Here is a 22353-nt window from a genome sequence, read left to right on the forward strand (position 1 = left end):
CTAACGTCTTGTGTTCGGAAACGTCGGTGCGTGGTCAACGTACCGACAGTGCGTTACTGGCCGGCCCGACCCTGGCCGGATTCGATCGCGGCGTAAATGGCCTCGGTACGGGCTTCGTATCCCTGCTTCACCGCATCCACGAATTCGGCAGCGAACTCGTTAACGTCTTCGAAGAACTCGCGACCACGTTCGGTCGAGTTCACGAAGTGCGCGATGGTGAGACCGGCGAAAACACCGCCAGTAATCATGGCGATTGACTTCAGTGCATTCTTCATCGGGGAATCCTCCTTGCTGCGGTTGGCATGGCCCAGCCCGCAGCTGCGAGCTGGATGAACGACTTGTCTACTTGGCGTTGCGCTTGGTGCGGCGGCCCGGCTTGAGGGCCTTGAACCCCGCCGAGGCGGCGGCGCTGAATCCAGCAATCTTAATCAGCGGACCACCAACAGTTGCCGCAGTGAGGGCAACGAGCGAGTTCACGTTATTGGTGGTTTCTTCGACATTGCTCGTGATCTGGTCGATTCGTGCGAGCTGGTGGTTCGCCTCTTGCATCGTCACCTGCGTTTGCGCGATCGTCGGGGTGAATTCATCGACCGATTCGCGGATGCCGCGGCGAACTTCATCGAGGACGCCACCAAGCTTGATGATGGGTACCGCGAGCAGCAGCACGAGGACAAGGAAGGCACCGGCTGCAATCAGACCGGCAATGTCACCAAATGACACGAATAACTCCTGGGTTCGAGGGCGGTTACGGCAGGCCGTAACCAACAAGAGAGCGGACCACCCGTGGGTGATCCGCTCTCTATGCTAACGGTCGTTTACAACGAACGTGAACGCCGACTAGCGAGCTGCGTAGTACTCAACAACCAGCTGTACGTCACAGGTGATTGGTACTTCGTCACGCTTCGGGCGACGGTCGAGGCGTGCCTCGAGCTTGTCCAGCTCAACGTTGAGGTAGCCAGGAACTGGAGGCAGAACCTCAGCGTGACCACCGGCAGCAGCAACCTGGAAGATTTCCATTTCTTCGCTGCGTGCCTTGACGTGAATGAGCTGTCCCGGGGTTACGCGGAACGACGGACGGTCAACGATCTTGCCGTCAACGAGGATGTGGCGGTGCACAACCATCTGGCGAGCCTGTGCGGTGGTGCGGGCAAAGCCGGCACGGAGCACGAGGGCGTCCAGACGCATCTCGAGGAGCTCAACGAGGTTCTCACCGGTCAGGCCGGGAGTACGACGAGCTTCTTCGAAGACGATACGGAGCTGCTTTTCACGCAGTCCGTACTGCGCCCGCAGACGCTGCTTTTCGCGCAGACGTACAGCAAAGTCGCTGTCAGTCTTGCGGCGGGTACGGCCGTGCTGGCCAGGAGCGTAAGGGCGCTTCTCCATGAGACGCGCGGCCTTCGGGGTCAGTGCGATACCGAGGGCACGGGACATCCGTACCTTCGAACGAGTACGCGACTTCTTCGACACGAAGTCTTCCTTTCATGTTCGTTATGGCGCGCGTGAGCGCGCAGACAGTGCTCTCCGCCTTTCCCTGTGGACAAGGCGTCAAATGAACTGACCTAGCTTACCACGATGCGACCAGTTTCGGCGGCGTTGATTGTGGTGGCGCGTGGCGGTGATCATTCGCCACGGGTAATACGACGAAGTTTCTCAAGGCGCGCGGCCAGGTCACGCTCAAATCCGTGCGCCGTTGGCGTGTAGTACTCCCGCCCAATGAGCGGATCCGGCAGATACTGCTGGGCGACGACACCGAGCGCATCGTCGTGCGGGTAACGGTAGCCCTTGCCATGCCCAAGCTGTTTCGCTCCCGCGTAGTGCGCATCCCGCAACGGCTTCGGGACGCGACCGGCATGGCCGGCCTTCACATCGGCAATTGCCGCATTAATGGCGTTGTAGCTCGCGTTCGATTTGGGCGCGGTCGCCAAGTACACCGTGGCATTGGCCAGTGGAATACGTCCCTCGGGCATGCCGATGAGGGCTACCGCGTTCGCGGCAGACTCAGCAATCAGCATGGCTTGCGGGTCGGCCATACCGATATCTTCGGACGCCGAAATGATCAATCGCCGCGCGATAAACCGCGGGTCCTCCCCCGCAACGATCATCCGCGCAAGGTAGTGAATCGCCGCATCCGGATCCGAACCGCGAATCGACTTGATGAATGCCGAGATCACGTCGTAGTGCTCATCGCCATCGCGGTCATACCGAAGCAGCGCCTGATCGCTGGCCGATGCGACATCTTGGGCGGTGATCGTTTCGCGTGACTCGGCAATGGCGGCGGATGCGGCGGCTTCGAGCGTCGTAAGCGCGCGGCGGGCGTCGCCGGATGCGAGTCGCACGATGGCCTCGCTCGCTTCGGTTTCGAGTTCGACTTCACCCTTGAGCCCGCGCGTATCGGTCACGGCCCGCTGCAAGAGCTCGGCCAGATCAGCTTCGTCAAGGTGATGCAGGGTCAACAGCAGCGACCGTGAGAGCAGCGGCGAGATCACCGAAAACGACGGATTCTCTGTGGTCGCGGCAACGAGCGTGACCCACCCCTGCTCGACACCGGGAAGCAGTGCATCCTGCTGCGCCTTAGTAAATCGGTGAATCTCATCGAGGAAGAGCACCGTCTCGTCACCGTAGAAGTCACGGTGCTGTAGCGCATCCTGCATCACCGTCCGCACGTCTTTAACGCCGGCCGAAATCGCCGAGAGCTGCACGAAGCGACGCTTGCCACTTCCGGCCAGCGCCTGTGCAATGGTGGTCTTACCGGTTCCCGGCGGCCCCCAGAGAATTACCGATGAGCGGGCAGCGCCCGGTTCGCTCGCAGCAAGGCGACGCAATGGGGATCCAGGGCGAAGCAGGTGTCGCTGTCCGACCACCTCGTCAAGGGTGGTTGGCCGCATCCGGGCTGCCAAGGGCGCGGTCGAACCGCCCGCGCCGTCAGGAGCGTGCAATTGCGGCTGATCGCCAGATCCGAAGCCAGGATGATTCGTCATTGCGATTGATGTTAGTAAACTGTGCTCGTTTAGCTAAGGAGTCACGTGGCCGAGAACACCCGAGAACAGCGTCGCCGTAAGCGCGAATACGAAGCGCGACAGGTCGTGCACGATGTGCAGGTCGACCGCCGTCGCACCGATAACAAGAAGGCAATCATTGGTGCTGCCGCGGTTGCAGTGGTCGCCATCGGTGCCCAGATTGGGTTTACGGCCGCCGGCGGTCAGCCACAGGCTGATGACGCCCCGACCGCGACGACGGCTCCAGCGCCCGGTGCCGAAAACGGCACCCAGCCACCTCAGCAGAATGACGCTGCCGTGCCCGATCCCGCCATTGCCGAAGACCGCGAGTGGACCGGCACCATGCAGATCAACGACGTCACGCTCGACATTTCGATCGACGGCAAGAACGCTCCGCAGGCCGCCGCGAACTTCATCGATCTGGCAAAGAACAACTTCTACAAGGACGTCACCTGCCACCGCATCACGACGAGTTCGTCGTTCAAGGTGCTGCAGTGCGGTGACCCGGACGGTACCGGTATGGGCGGCCCCGGCTACGAATTTGGCCCGGTCGAGAATGCTCCAGAGGATGGCGTCTACAAGGAGGGCGTCATCGCGATGGCGCGTGCGCAGGACCCGAACTCCATGGGTTCGCAGTTCTTCATCGTCTACGGCGACACGCCGATCCCTGACCCGACCGGCTACACCGTATTCGGTGAAGTAACCGGCGGTCTTGACGACCTCAAGTCGGAAGTCACCGACGAAGGTGTAGCCAAGGGCGAGCCCAGCCCCGAAGACGGTAAGCCCGCCATCGACGTCAAGCTCGGCGACATCAAGCTCAAGTAGCGCGAACGAGGCAATTGGCCGCGCACACAACACCAACCAGTTGGCCGGTACCCGAACGGGTGCCGGCCAACGGTCGTTTCCGCATCCGTCGCCAAAATCATGACGATTATCAGCCGATGTTTCCCCGTTTACCGGTGCTTGTTTCCCGAATGCAATAGCATGTCCCCTATTGCCCGTATGTTCTGTCGCCAACCGGCATCAGAACGGACCGCAATACCGCCTTCCACCGACAAGCACCGAGGAACACGCGAATGTCTGGACTCCCTGAACACCCATTTGGCCGAGTAGAAGCCGATGGCACCGTCTACGTCACCGACAACGGAACTGAGCGGCAGGTGGGCCAGTACCCCGACGGCACGCCGCAAGAAGCGCTCGACTACTTCGTGCGCAAGTTCGATGATCTGGCTGCCCAGGTGCTGCTGCTCGAGCAGCGCGCACGTGCCGGCGCCAACCCGAACGACGTTGCGAAGTCGGTGTCACACCTGAACTCGCAGATTCAGGATGCAGCGGCGGTCGGCGATCTGCAGTCGTTGCGTGACCGTCTGGGCAAGCTCAGCGGCGAGGTCGCCGAACTTGGCGAACAGCAGCAGGAAGCACAGCAGCAGGCCGTAGCCGAGGCACTCGCCCACCGTGAGTCAATCGTCGTCGCAGCCGAAGAACTCGCTGCGCAGAACCCGGCGAACATCCAGTGGAAGCAGACCACCGCGAAGATCGACGAGCTGTTCGCGCAGTGGCAGGACCACCAGAAGACCGGCCCACGCCTGCCTAAGAACGACGCGAATGCCCTGTGGAAGCGTTTCCGGACGGCACGCACCCACCTCGACAGCGAGCGCCGCAAGTTCTTTGCCAAGCTCGATGCCGACCACAAGCAGGCACGCGATGCCAAGCAGGCCATCATTGAGCGTGCCGAGGCCCTCGCACCCAAGGGCGCCGACGGCGTTCCTGAGTACCGTCGTCTGCTCGATGACTGGAAGGCGGCAGGTCGCGCCGGCCGTAAGCACGATGACGCGCTGTGGGCAAAGTTCAAGGCTGCCGGTGACGTACTCTTCCAGGCCAAGGCCGAGGTTGACGCTCGCGATGACGAAGAGTTCCAGGCCAATCTGGAACAAAAGCTCGCCATCCTGAACGACGCCGAGCCCATCCTGAAGATGACCGACCGCAAGGCAGCTCGCGAAAAGCTCAGCGACATTCAGCGCCGTTGGGATGAAGTTGGCCGCGTTCCACGCGCACAGTTCAAGCAGGTTGAAGACCGTCTGCGCAATATCGAACAGCACGTGCGCAAGCTTGATGACGAGCACTGGGCCAACTCGAACCCCGAGAAGCAGGCTCGCCAGACCGGCATGGCTGCGCAGCTCAACGATGCGATCGCCAAGCTCGAGCAGGACCTCGCGGATGCCAAGGCTAAGGGCAACGCAAAGGCCATCAAGGAAGCCGAAGAAGCACTGAGCGCCCGCCAGGCTTGGCTCAAGGTCATCGGCGGCTAACCCCGCCCAATCTTCACGCGATTCTTCGCGTAACCGGCGACGCGGTCGAGAACGAACTGTGGTTCAATTTCGGCCGCGTCGAGTGGTTTCCGCGGCCGATCGATGATCGGCCACGCCACTTTGCGGAGCCTCGAACTTGTCCACAGATTTGCGAAATCTCACCACACGGCACCACACCTGGCCAGAATGGGCCGTATGTGCAGCGAGATCGAGCGGCTCTATCAGAACTTTTCGTCCTCCGAACTCTGGGCGATGTACCTCGCCGGCGAGGTGGGGCGCATAGGCGTGCCCACATTCGAGTTCTTTGTACCGGTTGGCACGGTGAGCACCGCATGCGACCGGGCCCGATCCCTGCGTTCGCTGTGCTCCCCGGGCCGCACTATTTCGGGCGACACGGCGGCATGGATCTGGGCCGGTGGCACAGCACCGTCGGTTGCCGAAGTGACGCTGCGCAGCTGGCGTGTGTCGCCAAATCCCCATATCCGTTTTGCGCGTGGCCAGGTTGCCGACCATGACGTGACGACGCTTGCCGGATGCGTGTTGACGGCTCCGTTACCGACCCTGCGTCAGTTGCAGCGTCGCGGCCGCAGCCCAATGCTGGCCCGGTTGCAACGAACGCTAGGCCTGCTGCACGCGGAACGCGTCGTAGATGCCGTCGATGCTCCGCACCGCGACGAGCACGCGGTCGAGGTGCGTCGGATCGCCCATTTGGAATGAGAACCGAGCCACGGCAACGCGTTCCTTGTTGGTGTTCAAGTTTGCCGACAGGATGTTGACGTGGTGTTCCGAAAGCACGCGCGTGATATCGCTGAGCAGGCCCGATCGGTCGAGTCCTTCAACCTGAATGTTGACGAGGAACACCGCACGCGTGGCCTGTGCCCACTCGACTTCGATCATGCGGTCTGGTTCCCGCTGCAGACCGGTGACGTTGGTGCACTCTTTTCGGTGGACGGATACGCCCTGGCCACGCGTCACGAAGCCAACGATGGCATCGCCTGGAACCGGCGTACAACAGCGGGCAAGCTTGACGAGAATGTCCGGTGCCCCACGCACGAGCACACCGGATTCGCTGGCGCCAACCTCATTCGAGATCGCTTGCTCGACGTACTCGCGGTTCGCAAGCTCGGCGTCCGCCTCAGGATCGGCGCGCAGTTCGGCCTGCACTTTGTCGAGCACGGACTTGACTGAGACGTGGCCCTCACCAACAGCGGCATACAAGCCCGACACATCCACGTAGCGGAGCGTCGATGCCACCGTCGCAAACGCTTCTTGCACCACATCCCGTGAACTCGGTAGATGGAGCTTGCGCATTTCACGCGCGATCTGGTCCCGACCAATTTCGATGGCTTCGTCGCGGCGCTCCTTCGAGAACCACTGCCGGATCTTATTGCGCGCGCGAACGGATGCGACAAAGTTCAGCCAATCCTGTTTCGGTCCCGCATCCGGATTCTTTGAGGTGAAAATCTCGACGGTGTCACCGTTCTGCAGCACCGTTTCCAGCGGTACCAGGCGGCCGTTCACCTTCGCACCCATGGTGCGGTGTCCCACATCGGTGTGGATGGCGTAGGCGAAGTCAACGGGTGTTGCCGATTGCGATAGTCCGATGACCTTCCCCTGCGGGGTGAAGACATACACCTCTTTGGCACCGATTTCAAAGCGCAGCGAATCGAGGAACTCGTCAGAGTCGCTGGTTTCTTGCTGCCAATCATTGATGCGCTGCAGCCACGCCATTTCGTTCGGTCGGTCGGGCCCCGACGCCCGGCTTCCGGTCTGCACGTTCTGCTTGTACATCCAGTGCGCGGCCACACCATACTCGGCGCGCTGGTGCATCACATGCGTACGAATCTGAATCTCTACCGGCTTGCCCTCTGGCCCCATGACCGTCGTGTGCAGCGATTGGTAGAGGTTGAACTTTGGCGTGGCGATGTAGTCCTTGAACCGGCCGGGCATTGGCGTCCAGCGCGCGTGAATCGCACCGAGCACGGCATAGCAATCCCGTACTGTATCGACGATGATGCGGAACGCGACGAGATCAAAGATCTCGTCGAAGTCGCGACCGCGAACGACCATCTTCTGGTAGATCGAATACAGCTCTTTCGGGCGGCCAACCACTTCGGCTTTGATGCGATGGGCCCGCATATCGGCCTTGATCTCACCCATGACGCGGTCGAGATAGCGCTGGCGCTGCGGCTGTCGTTCGCGCACCAGGTGATCGATCTCGGCATAGATTTTCGGATGCAGCACCGCGAACGAGAGTTCTTCTAGCTCATTCTTGATTGCTTGAATACCCATGCGGTGCGCCAACGGTGCGTAGATCTCAAGCGTCTCCGTCGCTTTCTTGCGCGCCTTCTCCGGAGGCATGAATCCCCAGGTGCGGGCATTGTGCAGTCGGTCCGCAAGCTTGATCACCAGCACGCGAATGTCTTTCGACATGGCGACGATCATCTTGCGCACCGTTTCGGCCTGCGCCGCATCACCGTAGGTCACCTTGTCGAGCTTGGTCACACCGTCGACAAGCATCGCGACTTCATCACCGAACTCGTCACGAAGCGTATCGAGGCTGTAGTCAGTGTCTTCGACCGTGTCGTGCAGCAAGGCCGCCGCAACGGTCACCGGTCCGATGCCAAGCTCGGCAAGAATTTCAGCTACCGCAACGGGATGCGTAATGTACGGTTCTCCGCTGCGGCGAAACTGGCCCTCATGGCATCGCAGCGCGACACGATAGGCCCGCTCAATCAGCGCAATATCCGCTTTGGGATCCTGCTTGCGCAGGGTGCGAACGAGATCGCCGATCGCCGAAGATGCCGATGCTTTTGTGAAAATTCGCGGCACCAATCGGCGCATTGACAATACGCTCGGTTCGCTCATGAGTGCCGCCTTTCGTCGAAAGCGTAGTTCTCGAGTCTATACGGATGCGTATGCACACGTGATTCGCGCCGGCTCCCCTGTCCGAAGGCACAAGGCCGAAATTCATTGACCCGGAACCGAACGAACGTGGGATACGTAATTGCACGCATCCCACGTTCGTTTACTGCTAGGTCGCCATCACCGAGAGGTGCAGTTAGACGCGTGCCCCATCATCAACGGGAGCGGAATCGGTTTCGTCGGCGTCCTCATCCTTGTCCGGGATCGTTGGCACATCACCAACCGGAGCCTCGGCGTCGCCGCGCTCCTTGAGGATGCGGTCGTCGTGTTCGCGCAGTGCTTTCTCGTTGATGCGAAGTGCCGCGTACGCGGGACCGGCCAGGAAGATCGTCGAGAGCGCACCGATGAAGATACCGATGAACAGCGCGAGCGAAATGTCTCGCAGCGTTCCGGCGCCCATCACGAACGCACCGATGAACAGAATCGCGGCAACCGGCAGGATTGCGACGACCGAGGTGTTGATCGAACGCACCAGCGTCTGGTTGATGGCCAGGTTGATCAGCTCGCCGAAGGTACGTGGCGAATGCTCGCCGTGGGTATCGGTGTTTTCACGGATCTTGTCGAAGACCACAACGGTGTCGTAGAGCGAGTAGCCAAGAATCGTCAGGAAGCCGATAACCGTTGCCGGTGTGACTTCAATACCGGTGAGCCCGTAGACACCTGCGGTCACGATCATGTCGTGCGCGAGCGCAACGATTGCGGCCAGCGCCATCTTCCACGTGCGGAAGTAGAACGCCATCAGCAGTGCGGCAAGGCCAAGGAACACACCGAGGCCGATCACCATCTGGCGAGTGATGTCCGCACCCCACGACGGGCCGATCGTCGAGACGTTGACGTGCTCAACATCGGTGCCGTAAGCGGATGCGAGTGCGCTGCGAAGTTCGGTGTTGTCGGTTTCGCTGAGCGGGTCAGTCTGCACGCGAACGGCGCCGTCGCCCAGCGTCTGCACTCGAGCTGGGGTCTCCGAAAATTCGGCTACTGCATCACTGGCGAGCTTCTGGTCGGTCGAGTTCGGCTGTGAGATGTGGAATTCCGAACCACCGGTGAACTCAATTCCGAGGTTGAAGCCGCCGCGAATGAACGGCGCGGCCACAGCAATGACCAGCGCGATCGCTGCAATCAAGAACCACAGCTTGCGTCGCTGCACGAACTTGAACGAGGTCTCCCCCGTGTACAGCTCATTTCCGAGTTGCTGGAAGGACTTCATTACTTGTCTCCCGTCGCAGCAGCTGCTGCCTTACGTTCGGCGATCGATTGGCGGCGCTCAGCTTCCTTGGCAGATTTTGCTGCCTTGCCAGCTTTGCCGTGTGCTTTTGCTCCGGTCGGTACTGGCGTGCGGCGGAATTCTCCGCGGCCGCGGTACACCGCGCCCAGGGCACGTGGGTCGAGACCGGATGCGGGGTGACCGTCACCAAAGAACTTGGTCGTTGCGAGCAGGCGCATGATCGGGTGCGTGAACATCGTGACGACGAGCAAGTCAATGAGCGTCGTAAGCCCCAGTGTGATCGCGAAGCCGCGTACGTTACCGACTGCGACGATCATTAGCACCAGAGCAACCAGCAGGTTGACCGCATCCGATGCCAAAATCGTGCGGATAGCGCGCGACCAGCCGCGTTCAACGGCACCCGGCAGCGACTTGCCGTCACGGAGCTCATCCTTGATTCGCTCGAAGTAGACGATGAACGAGTCGGCAGTAATACCGATCGCCACGATCAAGCCAGCAACACCTGCGAGCGAGAGTCGGTACCCTTCCTGGCTTGATAGGAAATTGACCACCAGATAGGTGATTGCGGCGAGCAGCGCCAGCGAGGCGATCGTCACGAGACCGAGTGCACGGTACTGGAAGAGCGAGTACACGATGACCAGCGCCAGACCGATGGCACCGGCAATGAGGCCAGCCTGCAGCTGCCAGGTACCGAGCGTCGCCGAAATGGTTTGGGTCGACTTCGTCTCAAAGCTGAACGGCAATGCACCGAACTTGAGCTGGTCAGCCAGGGCCTTCGACGATTCTTCGTTGAACGAGCCGGTGATCTGTGCGCGTCCATCGGTGATGACCGCGTTCGCAGTCGGCGCCACAATCACGTTGCCGTCAAGCGTGACGGCGAATCGAGAACGAATCTGGTCGGGCATACCCGTTGCCGGGTTCGGCGTCTGACCGATACCGACGAGGCGTTCGGTGACCTTGCGGAATGCTTCGGTGCCCTTGTCGTTGAACTTAAGGTTCACGCTCCACTGACCGGTCGACACACCCTGCTGGTTCGTGACTACGCCGTTGCTCGCATCCGCGATCTGGCTGCCGTTGATCTCAACCGGTCCGAGAATGAACTTCTCTTGACCAGTTTCGTCGCAGGCAAGCAGCGGCTTCTTCGGGTCAGCCGGTTCGTTGCGGTCCATGATCTTGGCGCAGTCAAACGCCAAGAAGTCGGCGTAGAGCTGGTCGGTCATCTGGTTCGGGTCCGAGGGGTCGGTTGCCGGTGCCGTTGGCGTGGCGTTGAACGTCTCCATGCCCACGTCTTCGGGCTTGATCACCTGCACGTTGGTGGCGGTGTCTGCGGCAAGCACGGGACGGAACTCGAGCATGGCGCTCGATTCCACGCGCTTCTTGGTCTCCGCATCCATTTCGCCAGGAACCGAAACAACGATGTTTCGGCCACCCTGCGTGGTGATCTCGGCCTCAGCAACACCCGAGGCGTCGACACGCTGTCGAACGATGCTGGCCGCCTGTGCCATCTGCTCGGCCGAAGGTGCCTCGGCGCCCTCGCTGAGCTTGGCCTCGAGCACCATTTGGGTGCCACCCTCAAGGTCAAGCGCAAGCTTCGGGGTCCACTGGCCGTTGTCGAAGGCGACGCTATTCCAGTTGACACCCACGAGGGCAATAAGAATGAATCCAAGCCAAAGCAGCACGCTTCGCGCGCTACGCACCGCTTGGGGTGTGCGTTTCGTTGTTGACACGAACGATGTCCCTTCCAGCCGCGCTCCTGGCGCGGTTCAGTTTCCCCTCGCGCCAACGATTGCCTGCAGCGCGCGGTCAGAACGCTTAGCGGTTCTTGCGGTCCTCATCCTGGTTGCCGTCGAGTTCACCATCACGCAGATCAGCGTCGTGTGCATCGAACTGAGCGGCAGCATCGTCGGTGGTGTCGAGCGATGCGGGCGTTGCGTCGGTGGTGTCGTCGGTCAGCGAGGATGCGTCGTTCGGCACGGTTGGCTCAACGACCGTTGCCACGGTCTGCGAGTGCACGCGCATTTCAACACCGGGGCTGACCTCGAGCGTGGCGACGTGGTTCTCGTTGTCAATGGCCACGAGCGTGCCAAAGATACCTGCCTGCGTCATGACCTCAGCACCCGGAACAAGCTTCGTGCGCATCGTCTCCATCTGCTTTTGGCGCTGCTTGTTGCCGCGCCACATGAGCAGCATCATGACGCCGAGCAGCACGAGAGGAAGAATGAGCATTGGATCGTTCACTAAGGTCTCCGAACGTTATTGGGGTGCAAACGATGCAAGTCTAAGGCAGCACCCGTGATTTATTACGATCTTGTCACGCAAAACCGCAACTGCGGTGGTTGATTACTCAACACACCGCAGTTGCGTGGTTACGACAGGCCGAGTGCGTGACTCAGCCCATCGGTATTTCGTTACTCGACGTGTTCCTGCTGGGCGCTGCGCGAACGCAGCAGCAGAGCACCACCGAACAGCGCGAGAGCCGCGAGGATGCCCGTGGTTACGAGATCCGTGTCGGCACCGGTCGCAGCAAGGCCGTTTCCGCCCTTGCCGTCGGCCGCAGCGTTCGCCACCGTGTTGTCTGCACCCGGTGCGCCAGCCGTAGCACCGGGAGTCGATGCGCCGGTCTCACCCGTGCCGGGTGCGGTCGTGTCCGCCGGAGCGACGGCACGCATGACCTGGTCGGTCGTGGTGAAGGATGCCGTACCGTCAGCGGTACCGTTCTCGTCAGTGGTGAGCGAGTCGAGCAGACTCCGCAGCATGGTGCTTGCCGTTTGTACCAGATCTGGCGTCAGCAGTCCCGCAGTCGGTGCTGCATCTGGGACCGGTTCTGCTGCGGCTAGCTGAGAGGCGGCTGGCTCAGTGCCTGCGGCGGCCGCTTCGCCTCCGGCTGCAGGTGCAGCAGCACCGCCAAGAACGAGCCCGCGAAGCAGTTCAGTGACCTTCTGCTTAACGTCGAACTGGACCATACCCATAATCGGTACGTCGATACCGTTCTGCAGCAGATCAAGCACACCACCGAGGTTGCTCAGCTCTGGCTTCCAGATGCGGTAGTTCTTCTCGGCGTTGTACTCAAACAGCTTGCCGCTGATGATTGGCCCAGCGAGCGAGCCGATCTTGAGCAGCGGCGGCAGGTCTGGGTTGACTTCCTTGGTAGTTCCCCCAAATAAGCCGGTCTTGTACCCGTCAATGTTGGTGAGCTTGGCGGTGTCGACGTAACCGGTGAGCGGGCGGATGAGCGTGTCGTAGCTGTTGTCGATGACGTGCGAAACGAGTTCGGTGACGAGCTCGCCGCTGTCGAGCTTGGCGTAGACCTCGTTGACCCATGCTGGGCGCTGTGCCGGGTCCTCGTCACCGCGCAGGTGGGTCTGGTAGCCGTACGTGGCCAAGTCGATGAGCTTGTGACCGTCGTCGGTGATTACCATGTCGGCCAGGTTGACGGCGACGTCACCAACGAGCTGCGACAGTGGCGTGACGCCGTTTTCACCGGGCTGCAGAACCTTGTCAACGGTTGCCAGGAGCTCGTCAACAATTGCGACTGCGGCGCCGCTGTTGATGGTGCCGAGTGCGCCACCGCCGGGGATCTTGTCCTTGTTGGCGTCGATCAGTTCGGCGATCGTTGGCACGAGGACATCGGTCTTGAACGCATCGAACGATGCTGCGTTTGCAGCTGCTGGCAAGAACCCGCTGAGCATGGTCTGCAGTCCGAGGCCCTCGGTCCAGTTCTGGTTGAGGAACGGCACGATACCGCCCGCATCCCGAACCTGCTTTGCGTATGGCTCGATGAGCCCAGGTACGACATTGCGCAAGAAGCTCGGGTCAAACGCCGTAGCGCCCATGCCGTACTCGGTGAGGTTGTCGGTGAACGAAAGGCCTGGAATCTCACCAAACTGGCTGGTGATGCTCATCGTCGTCGTGGCCGTGCCCGCAGCGGTGGTTGCCGTCTGCTGTGGCGCAACGTTTGGCTCCTCGATCGAGCGAGCGATGTTCACCTTGCGCGAAGGCGAGGGGTAGGTCACCAGCGAACCAGTTTCGATGTCAACGAGGCGGTTCGGACCGTCGGCGTTGATCACCGAGATGTCGTTGGCGTGCATGTGACCGGTAAAGATGTAGTCCATACCGGCGTTGGCCAGGCGCTGCTGCACCGACTCGTAGTTGTCGATGAGGTACGGGCTCAAAAACGTTGGCTGGTAGCTGAAGTGCTCGTTGATACCCCAGTGCGTCATACCGATAACGACATCACCGCGCTCCTGAGCGGCACCGATCTGTTCTTCGGCCCAGTTCAGCAGGTCTTCGGTGAAATTCCCGTTCGTTTCCTGGCGGTCGGTTCCCGACTTGGTGTTGTCGGCGGTGTAGCGACCACCGTCGAGCACGACCAGGGTGTAGCCGGGTGCGAGCTAGAAGCGTCCTGCCTGGGCGCCTTCTGGCACTGAGTAGTGCTCAGTGATCGTTTCCTGGTTAAGGTACGCATCGTAGATCTCGGCGTAGTCATCCGGCGTCGCGAATGGCGCCTGCACCGATGGCTGTACCGAGAAGTCGCGTGAGTGCGACGGGTTGTTGATGTCGTGGTTACCGTTGGTGATGTAGATCTGCAGGCCAGGAACGCCAGCCTTTGCGCGGTCTAGCTGAGCGGCAACTTCGTTGTGACTTGCAATCTCGCCGTCCTTGGTGAGGTCACCCGAAATCATCAGGACGTCAGGCTGCTCAGCGATCACCTGGTCGATGTACTTTTCGAAGATCTCTTGGCTTTCCGGCATCATCTTGCGGTCACCGTCGATGGCGCGCTGGAAGTCTTCGGTGGGGACTCCATCAGCGGTCTCGTGCAGTTCATCGGCAAGAACGTGGATGTCGGTTGCGACCATGATGTCCAGGTCGCTCGCCACAGGCTCGGTAGTTGGAACTTCCTGTCCAATCGCGGCAGTCGAGGCTCCGAGCACAGTCAGCAGACCAGCAGCTCCGAAGCACACGCTACGAACGAGATTGTTCATGCTTCATCCTTGGTAGGTAGTGGCTCATGCGCTTAGCGCATACGAAATCGCCAGCCGAAATCGCCTGACGATGCACCTATTGCACCAGGTGAAGCATGTTGAAAATTCACATTCAAGCGAGAGTTCAATCAGGCTGTCTGAAGGCTTTACTCAGCGTTTACCCAGGTAGAAAAGTTCACCGCGAACGGCGCAAACGCACCGTTTCTACCGCAGAATTCGCGACTCAGCGTCCCTCGGGCATCGCATGCCCGAGGTGTGCATAGGCCGCCGGTGTCGCGATGCGACCACGCTGCGTGCGCGCAATCATGCCAATCCGAACAAGGAACGGCTCAACCACCGCTTCGACCGTTTCCGCTTCTTCGCCGACGGTTACCGCCAGGGTCTTCACACCGACCGGTCCCCCATTGAACCGCGTAATGAGCGTCTCGAGAACGGCACGGTCGAGGCGGTCGAGCCCCTGCGCATCCACGTCATAGAGCGCCAACGCCGAGTCAACAGCCGCCGCATCCGCCACCGTTTGGTGCACCAGCGCATAGTCGCGCACGCGACGCAGCAGGCGGTTGGCAATTCGCGGAGTGCCGCGCGAGCGGCCCGCCAACTGTGCGAGGGCGGGTTCGCTCACCTCAAGCTCAAGCAGATTCGCGGTTCGTGCGAGTACCCGCTCGAGTTCGTGCGTCTCGTAGAACTCGAGGTGGGCAGTGAACCCAAATCGGTCGCGCAGCGGTGCAGGCAAGAGCCCCGCACGTGTCGTTGCACCAACCACGGTAAACGGCGCGAGGTCGAGCGGCACCGACTGTGCACCTGCACCCTTACCGACCATGATGTCGATGCGGAAGTCTTCCATCGCGAGATAGAGCATTTCTTCGGCCGTGCGAGCCATACGGTGAATCTCATCGATGAAGAGCACTTCGCCTTCGACCATGCTTGAGAGCACCGCCGCCAGGTCGCCCGCGTTCTGCAGCGCCGGGCCCGACGTTAACCGCAGCGAGCGCCCGGTCTCATTGGCCACAATCATCGCGAGGGTCGTCTTGCCAAGACCGGGAGGACCCGCCAACAGAATGTGGTCGGGCGTGCGCTGTTGCAGCTCTGCCGCCTTAAGCAGCAGTTCTAGCTGCGAGCGGACTTTCGTCTGCCCAACGAACTCGTCAAGCGCCTTTGGCCGCAGCGACGACTCGAACTCGAGTTCGCTTTCGGTGCCGCTAGCATCAACCACGTCTGCCGGGTCAACGTCCCAGCTATCCGCATCCATCATCGCTTCGCTCCAATAATGGCGAGGGATGCGCGCAGCAGCGTCGGTACGGTGGCGCCCTGTTCTGCAGATTCGAGCGCTTCGTCAACGGCGCGCTCGGCAACCTTGAGCTGTGTACCCAGCCCGACCAGTGCATCCACCACGTCTTGACGCATGGAGTGCGAAACGCCGGTGTTTGCGGCGGCTGCGCCGCTGGCGGATGCAACGGGTGTCAGCTTGTCTTTCAGCTTCAGAATGATGAGTTTCGCGGTCTTCGGGCCGACACCCGACACGCTCTTGAACGCATTAACGTTCTCGTCGGCAATCGCGGCCGCAAGTTCTGCTGGCGTGAGCTGCGAGAGCACGCTCATCGCGGACTTAGGGCCGACGCTCGGTACACCGGTCAGTAGGTCGAACACCTCACGTTCGGCAAAACTGCGGAATCCGAAGAGCGAAATCGCGTCGTCGCGAACGATGGTCGCGGTAACGATGGTGGTGATGTGGTCGAGCCGCAGTTCGAGCGCGTGCGTCGGGCTGACCTGCACGGCGTATCCGACACCGGCCACTTCAATAACCACCTGGGTCGCTCCGTGGTGGACAATACTTCCGGTCAGCTGCGCAATCACGTCGCTAGCGTAGGCGTCCGCGCCCTGATTTGCTGGCACGTTCAGCGGCGAGCCACGCTTCTTGCGCCGGCGTCATGGCGCGAGTTGTGCCCGGTACAGCCGCGGGTTTCGTGTGCGTGCCCGAGCCGTGCGTGCGCGCGCTTGGGGTCATATCGACCAGCGGCGTTTTCCAAGCCGCACAGATCGCCAGTGCGAGCGCATCCGCAGCGTCGGCGGGTTTTGGTGCGTCAGCGAGCCGCAAGATGCGTCGCACCATCTCGGCCACCTGCGCCTTTTCGGCCTGACCGTAGCCTGACACCGCAGCCTTTACTTCCGAAGGCGTGTGCAATTGGGCGCGAATCCCCCGGCGCTGCGCCTCACGAATGGCGATGCCGATCACCTGGGCAACCCCCATGACCGTATTGAGGTTTCGCTGCTCAGCAAAGACCCGTTCGATTGCAAGCACCTGTGGCTCGTAGGCATCAAGCAGGCGTTCGATGCCGCTGCCGATGCTGTGCAGTCGTTCGGGTAGTTCGGTGCCGGGAGCAGTACGGATCACTTCGACGTGCACCAACCGCATCCGCCGGTCGGAACCATAGTCAACGACCCCGGCACCACAACGTGTGAGGCCGGGGTCGATACCCAAAATGCGTTTGCTCATAGAAACTGACCGAGCTTGCTGCCGGTGATCGACAGCTCGGTGCTATTCAGCGTCGAGCTGCTCCTGCACTTCGGCAGGAATTTCCATGTTGGTGAAGACGTTCTGCACGTCATCGAGGTCTTCGACGGCGTCGATAACCGCCAGTACCTTCTTGGCAGTCTCGAGGTCGACCGGTACGAGTACATTGGCAACGAACTCGGCATCAGCCGATTCGTGGTCGATACCGGCTTCCTGCAGTGCGTCGCGTACTGCCGTCATGTTGCTTGCCTCGGTGCGGAGTTCGAAGGTCTGACCGTGGTCGATCACTTCTTCGAGGCCGGCGTCGAGTCCTGCCATCAGAACGTCATCTTCGGTCGGAGTGCCGTTTTCGTGCGAAATCGCGATGACGCCCTTGCGCTCGAAGTTGAATGCCACCGAACCCGGGTCGGCCATGGTTCCACCCGAACGCGAAATTGCGAGACGGGTTTCGGCTGCGGCACGGTTCTTGTTGTCGGTAAGACATTCGATGAGCATGGCGACGCCACCGGCGGCATAGGCCTCGTACATGATGGTGTCGTACACAACCGCTTCGCCGGTGAGGCCGGCGCCGCGCTTGACGGCGCGATCGATGTTGTCGTTCGGAACCGAAATCTTCTTGGCACGCTGGATGGCGTCGGCGAGGGCGGGGTTACCGGCGGGGTCAGGGCCTCCGGCACGCGCAGCGACCTCGATGACCTTGATCATTTTCGCGAAGCTCTTCGCTCGCTTGGCATCGATGACGGCTTTCTTGTGCTTGGTGGTTGCCCACTTGGAATGCCCTGCCATGTTTTCCCCTCAGCCTCAAAATTCTCGCCGACGGTGATTCGTCGGTGGTCGATAACAACGACCGACCATCTAGTTTATGCCTTCTACCGGTATATCGCCGGCTAGTCGCTGGCAGGCCGCGCGAAAAATGCTCGAATCACCCGGTCGAGGTGGTCGAGGTCGCGCACGGCGGCAAGTTCTCGTGCCGAGTGCATCGACAGAATCGGAATCCCCACGTCGACGGTGCGGATACCCAACCGCGTTGCGGTGATCGGCCCGATCGTCGAGCCGCATGGAATAGTGTTGCGCGAAACGAACGCCTGCACCGGCACTCCCGCAGTTGCTGAGCAGCGGCGCCAGAGTGCTTCGCCGGCAGCATCCGTGGTGTAGCGCTGGTTCGCGTTGATCTTCAGAATCGGACCACCACCGGTTACGGGTTGGGTGTCATCGTCATGGTGGTTCGCGTAGTTCGGGTGGATGCTGTGCCCTACGTCGCTGGATACACACCAGCTGGCCGCGTGGGCGCGAACGCGATCTTCGTCGCTTGCACCGAGCATCCAACCGATGCGCTGCAGCACGTCACGGAGCATTGGCCCACCGGCACCGCTGCGGGTCTCCGACCCGACCTCTTCGTGGTCGAACGCGGCAAACACGGGGATGACGCCTTCAGGATTGGTAACAGCGAGCAGTGCGCGCGTACCGGCGAGGACGCTGGCGAGGTTGTCCAGGCGGCCCGAAGCCACCAGCTCACCCGAAGCACCAAGCTGGGCTGGCGTTTGGCCATCGGCGACAAACGCGTCCATCGCGACGATCTCGTCGACTGCGACACCCGCATCCGCGGCGAGCAATTCGCGCAGGGTGTTTGCGCCGCCATCGACGTCGAGACCGATCACCGGGCGCGTGTGCTGCTGCTTGTCGAGCGTCAGCCCGTCGTTCGCGCCACGCTCGAGGTGAATGGCCAGCTGCGGGATGCGCGCGACCGGCTCGGTCGCGGCAAGTACCTGCCGACCGTCGCGCAGGATGCAGCGGGCCCCGATTCGCAGGTCGCGGTCAAGCCACGAGTTCAGCAGCGGCCCGCCGTACACCTCGACGTTCAAGGTCTGCCACCCCGACCGCGCCGTTTGCGGCGTCGGCTTGATGCGGAAGCCTGGCGAGTCGGTGTGAGCCCCGAGAATCGCAACCGGAGTGTGCGGCGTCGCCTGCTCGGGAATCCGCCAGGCGATCACCGCACCGTCGCGCACGAGCACGTAGTTACCGGCACCTTGCGGCCACGTCTCGGTTTCTTCGAGACGGGTGAAACCCGCACCCTCGAACTGTTGTGCCACATAGTGTGCCGCGTGGTACGAGGTTGGCGAGGCCATCACCAGTTGCTGCAGCTCGGTGACGAGCCTTTCGCTGGTCGTGCGATCGGTTTCAGCAATGCCCATGAGTTCTTCGTGCCTCCATCGTGGATGCCCGGGGTCTTGAGCATCGCGGTCGGGTTGACGGTGCGGTGGCCGCGGTTACGGCGTGATCCCATCCACGATACGACAGAACAATTCGTGCCACCGGGTGTCGGAAGTGACCTCCGGGTGGAACGAGATGCCGAGCAAGTTGCCCTGCATTGCCGCAACAGTCCGACCGTTAACGTCGGCGAGCGTGCGGGCCTTGGGCCCGACCGATTCAATAATCGGGGCGCGGATGAACACGGCGTGCGATGGTTCGGGACCAAGCTCTGGTACATCCAGGTCGGCTTCGAAGGAGTCCACCTGCGAACCAAACGCGTTGCGACGAACCGTAACGTCGAGGCCACCGAGGGTCTCTTGTCCGGCCATACCGTCAACGATGCGGTCGGCAAGCATGATGAGCCCCGCGCAGGTACCGAACACCGGCATCCCCGATTGGATGCGGTCACGCAGCGGCTGCTGCAGCTCGAACATACGGCAGAGCTTGTCCATGACGCTGGATTCGCCGCCAGGAATAATGCACCCGTCAACGGCGGCCAGGTCGGCTGGATCGCGCACTAAACGGGCTTCGCGCCCCAGGGCAGCGAGCATATTGACATGCTCACGTACGCCACCCTGGAGCGCGAGGACACCAATCGTTTTTGGTGATTGCACCACTTACCAGCCACGCTCAGCGAGCTTGTGCGGTGCGGGCAGGTCAGCAACGTTGATGCCGACCATGGCTTCACCGAGACCGCGCGAAACTTCGGCAATCTTGTCGGGGTTGTCGAACGATGCGGTTGCCTGCACGATGGCCTTTGCGCGAGCTGCAGGGTCACCCGACTTGAAGATGCCCGAGCCGACGAAGACACCGTCAGCACCCATCTGCATCATCATGGCAGCGTCGGCAGGCGTAGCAACGCCACCGGCAACGAACATGACGACCGGCAGCTTGCCGGTTTCGGCAACCTCAGCAACGAGCTGGTACGGAGCCTGCAGTTCCTTAGCGGCAACGTAGAGCTCGTCCTTGGTCATGCTCTGCAGCTTGCGGATCTCGGCGTTGATGGTGCGGATGTGCTTCATGGCCTCCGAAACGTCACCGGTACCGGCTTCACCCTTCGAACGGATCATGGCGGCACCCTCGTTGATGCGGCGGAGCGCTTCACCGAGGTTGGTGGCACCACAAACGAATGGCACGTTGAAGTCCCACTTGTCGATGTGGTTGATGTAGTCAGCTGGGCTCAGCACCTCGGACTCGTCGATGTAGTCGACGCCGAGCGACTGCAGCACCTGAGCTTCAACGAAGTGGCCGATGCGGGCCTTGGCCATAACTGGGATCGAAACTTCGGCGATGATCGAGTCGATCAGGTCGGGGTCGCTCATACGGGCGACGCCGCCCTGTGCGCGAATGTCAGCAGGAACACGCTCGAGCGCCATGACGGCGACGGCACCGGCATCTTCAGCGATGCGAGCCTGCTCTGGGGTGACGACGTCCATGATGACGCCGCCCTTGAGCATTTCTGCAAGTCCGCGCTTGACGCGGTCGGTTCCGACAGTGGATTCAGTGGTGTTGTTGGTCATAGGCACCATGCTGCGCCACAAAGTGGCCTAACGTAAGATCCAGAATGAACGACTTTCATTAGACCACTTTGCCGGGAGTTCCGCGGCGAGAAAACAATGAGGCAACGATGCGTCCAGCAGTTTCGGCAGAGCTCGCGATCACGCTCGATCGCACCAGCACGGTTTCGCTCCCCCAACAGCTCGTGACGGCGGTGCGCGAATTGATCCGTGACCGCATCCTGCAACCCGGCGATGCCATGCCGGCAACGCGCGCATGGGCCGAGCAGCTGGGGGTCTCGCGCGGAACCGTCGTGACCGCGTACGAGCAGCTTGCGGCCGAAGGTTACGTGGTTGCCGAGCGCGGCGCCGCCACCCGAGTCAATCCGAGTTTGGCCATCACCCACCCAGAGACCACCGCCGACCGACCTCGACCGCATGCCCGAGCGCCACGCACCAAACCGACACGCACGCATCAAACGCCGGCACTGCATCCGGCACAACCAGTCACCGTCAATATGCTCCCGGGGCAGTCATCGAGCGAGCACCTGAGCACGCCCGCCTGGCGCCGCGCGTGGCGCAATGCGGCCGACGGCGAGTTCGAAGCCGCCCCCCTTGGCGGTGCCCCCGAGTATTTGTCTGCCGTGAGCGAGTATTTTCGCCGGATGCGCGGGCTCGCGCGCGACCGAAACCAGTATCTGGCCACCGCAGGTGGCCGCGACGGGCTCGCACTGATCGTGCTCACCCTCGCAGCGGAACGACCGGGACGACCGCTTCGCGTTGGCGTCGAATCCCCCGGATATCCGTCGTTGCGTCTGGCGCTGCAGCGGCTCGGATGCACGCTGGTTCCGCTCCCGGTCGACGACCAGGGTCTACGCACGAATGCCCTCCCTCAGGGCGATTCACGCCCCGACCTCGTTATCGTCACGCCAAGCCACCAGTACCCGCTCGGCGGTACGCTGCCGATCACCCGCCGACTCGAGCTACTCGAATGGGCACGCCAAGAATCGGTGCTGATCGTTGAGGACGACTACGACTCGGAGCTTCGCTATGTTGGCCGACCACTGCCGACACTCACCGCGCTCGACGAACCCAATCACGACACGGTGGTACTGCTCGGTACGTTCACGACAACGGTTGCGCCGGGGCTTGGCATCGGTTTGTTGTGTGTTCCGGATGCGTTGCGACCACGGCTCATTGACGCTCGCGCTGACCTCGGGTCGCCCGTGTCATCGGTGGTGCAGCGCGCCTTTGCCGAGTACCTGGATTCGGGTGAACTTGCCCGGCGTGCCGCGCGAATGCGCCGAGCGTACCGTCAGCGACGCACGGCCGTACTTGAGGCATTTGCCGAGGTGGAACACCTGACCGTGTCGCCGATGGATGGTGGTTTGCACGCTGTGCTGCACTCACGGCGCAGCGAGTCCGGCATGCTGCGCGCCTGCCGGAGCGCGCACGTGCTGGTTGAACCCGGTGGCGAGTACTGGAACCGTGCCGAACCAGTGGCCGCAGCTGCCGAGCCCACCGCATCCACCCCGGCCGCATCAACCGGCCCGGCCAGCGGCGGCAGCATCGTGATCGGTTACGCCCACCTCACCGACGCTGAACTGGCCGAGGGTCTGCGCCGACTCCGCGCCGTGCTGTAGTGGCAGGGGTACGGC

21 protein-coding genes are annotated in these 22353 nt (G+C 61.7%); 4 read left to right on the forward strand and 17 right to left on the reverse strand.

Translation table 11 applies throughout. The features are described 5' to 3' along the window. Positions 1-53: 53 nt before the first annotated feature. From ZBI01S_RS01405 to ZBI01S_RS01420, 4 genes are all read right to left on the reverse strand, one after another. Entirely contained in the window at positions 54-275 is a 222-nt protein-coding gene (locus ZBI01S_RS01405) for a hypothetical protein (RefSeq protein ID WP_066055191.1), read from the reverse strand. Positions 276-342: 67 nt separating this feature from the next. Further along, the gene (locus ZBI01S_RS01410; RefSeq protein ID WP_066055193.1) at positions 343-720 is read right to left on the reverse strand and encodes a DUF948 domain-containing protein; all 378 of its coding nucleotides are present in this window, start codon (positions 718-720) and stop codon (positions 343-345) included. Between the two features lie 117 nt (positions 721-837). Next, positions 838-1467: a 30S ribosomal protein S4 gene (rpsD, locus tag ZBI01S_RS01415; RefSeq protein WP_083524394.1), complete on the reverse strand. Its 630-nt coding sequence runs from the start codon at positions 1465-1467 to the stop codon at positions 838-840. 152 nt (positions 1468-1619) lie between these two features. Next, complete coding sequence (locus tag ZBI01S_RS01420) at positions 1620-2978, reverse strand: replication-associated recombination protein A (protein ID WP_083524395.1); 1359 nt, start codon at positions 2976-2978, stop codon at positions 1620-1622. 45 nt (positions 2979-3023) lie between these two features. On the opposite strand from ZBI01S_RS01420, the gene ZBI01S_RS01425 reads away from it, so the two are divergent. The 3 genes from ZBI01S_RS01425 (at position 3024) to ZBI01S_RS01435 (ending at position 6022) form a co-directional block, all read left to right on the forward strand. After that, the gene (locus tag ZBI01S_RS01425; protein ID WP_066055198.1) at positions 3024-3821 is read left to right on the forward strand and encodes a peptidylprolyl isomerase; all 798 of its coding nucleotides are present in this window, start codon (positions 3024-3026) and stop codon (positions 3819-3821) included. A gap of 251 nt (positions 3822-4072) precedes the next feature. After that, the gene (locus tag ZBI01S_RS01430; RefSeq protein ID WP_066055201.1) at positions 4073-5305 is read left to right on the forward strand and encodes a DUF349 domain-containing protein; all 1233 of its coding nucleotides are present in this window, start codon (positions 4073-4075) and stop codon (positions 5303-5305) included. A gap of 195 nt (positions 5306-5500) precedes the next feature. Next, positions 5501-6022, forward strand: a complete 522-nt coding sequence (locus ZBI01S_RS01435; protein ID WP_159421334.1) for a hypothetical protein — start codon at positions 5501-5503, stop codon at positions 6020-6022. On the opposite strand, the gene ZBI01S_RS01440 is transcribed toward ZBI01S_RS01435, so the two are convergent. From ZBI01S_RS01440 to pdxS, 13 genes are all read right to left on the reverse strand, one after another. Continuing rightward, positions 5924-8173, reverse strand: a complete 2250-nt coding sequence (locus ZBI01S_RS01440; RefSeq protein WP_066055208.1) for a RelA/SpoT family protein — start codon at positions 8171-8173, stop codon at positions 5924-5926. The two genes, ZBI01S_RS01435 and ZBI01S_RS01440, sit on opposite strands and share 99 nt — an antisense overlap. A 193-nt stretch (positions 8174-8366) precedes the next feature. After that, entirely contained in the window at positions 8367-9437 is a 1071-nt protein-coding gene (gene secF / locus ZBI01S_RS01445; RefSeq protein WP_066055211.1) for a protein translocase subunit SecF, read from the reverse strand. After that, positions 9437-11134, reverse strand: a complete 1698-nt coding sequence (secD, locus tag ZBI01S_RS01450; protein WP_245610494.1) for a protein translocase subunit SecD — start codon at positions 11132-11134, stop codon at positions 9437-9439. Before secD ends, secF begins: the two co-directional genes overlap by 1 nt. Positions 11135-11267: 133 nt before the next feature. Next, a complete protein-coding gene (gene yajC, locus ZBI01S_RS01455) occupies positions 11268-11681 on the reverse strand; it encodes a preprotein translocase subunit YajC (protein WP_159421335.1) in 414 nt (137 codons plus the stop codon). A 182-nt stretch (positions 11682-11863) separates the two neighbouring features. Continuing rightward, complete coding sequence (locus tag ZBI01S_RS01460; RefSeq protein WP_066055221.1) at positions 11864-13822, reverse strand: hypothetical protein; 1959 nt, start codon at positions 13820-13822, stop codon at positions 11864-11866. A 24-nt stretch (positions 13823-13846) separates the two neighbouring features. Continuing rightward, complete coding sequence (locus ZBI01S_RS01465; protein ID WP_066055224.1) at positions 13847-14437, reverse strand: metallophosphoesterase family protein; 591 nt, start codon at positions 14435-14437, stop codon at positions 13847-13849. Positions 14438-14660: 223 nt separating this feature from the next. After that, positions 14661-15689, reverse strand: coding sequence for a Holliday junction branch migration DNA helicase RuvB (gene ruvB, locus ZBI01S_RS01470; RefSeq protein WP_066055227.1), 1029 nt, complete (start codon positions 15687-15689; stop codon positions 14661-14663). Beyond that, positions 15686-16291 carry a Holliday junction branch migration protein RuvA gene (ruvA, locus tag ZBI01S_RS01475; RefSeq protein WP_066055670.1) on the reverse strand — a complete coding sequence of 202 codons (606 nt, stop codon included), beginning with the start codon at positions 16289-16291 and terminating at the stop codon, positions 15686-15688. Before ruvA ends, ruvB begins: the two co-directional genes overlap by 4 nt. 4 nt (positions 16292-16295) lie before the next feature. Further along, entirely contained in the window at positions 16296-16931 is a 636-nt protein-coding gene (gene ruvC / locus ZBI01S_RS01480) for a crossover junction endodeoxyribonuclease RuvC (RefSeq protein ID WP_066055230.1), read from the reverse strand. Positions 16932-16973: 42 nt separating this feature from the next. Next, a complete protein-coding gene (locus tag ZBI01S_RS01485; protein ID WP_066055233.1) occupies positions 16974-17735 on the reverse strand; it encodes a YebC/PmpR family DNA-binding transcriptional regulator in 762 nt (253 codons plus the stop codon). A gap of 101 nt (positions 17736-17836) precedes the next feature. Further along, positions 17837-19141, reverse strand: coding sequence for a M18 family aminopeptidase (locus ZBI01S_RS01490; RefSeq protein WP_066055236.1), 1305 nt, complete (start codon positions 19139-19141; stop codon positions 17837-17839). A gap of 75 nt (positions 19142-19216) precedes the next feature. Beyond that, entirely contained in the window at positions 19217-19816 is a 600-nt protein-coding gene (pdxT, locus tag ZBI01S_RS01495; protein ID WP_066055239.1) for a pyridoxal 5'-phosphate synthase glutaminase subunit PdxT, read from the reverse strand. Then, positions 19817-20719, reverse strand: coding sequence for a pyridoxal 5'-phosphate synthase lyase subunit PdxS (gene pdxS / locus ZBI01S_RS01500; protein WP_066055242.1), 903 nt, complete (start codon positions 20717-20719; stop codon positions 19817-19819). Positions 20720-20826: 107 nt separating this feature from the next. Here pdxS and pdxR point away from each other — a divergent pair, with 107 nt between their 5' ends. Further along, positions 20827-22338, forward strand: coding sequence for a MocR-like pyridoxine biosynthesis transcription factor PdxR (gene pdxR, locus ZBI01S_RS01505; RefSeq protein ID WP_066055245.1), 1512 nt, complete (start codon positions 20827-20829; stop codon positions 22336-22338). Positions 22339-22353: the final 15 nt, after the last annotated feature.

The organism is [Zimmermannella] bifida NBRC 103089 (assembly GCF_001570925.1).
Taxonomy (GTDB): domain Bacteria; phylum Actinomycetota; class Actinomycetes; order Actinomycetales; family Microbacteriaceae; genus Gulosibacter; species Gulosibacter bifidus.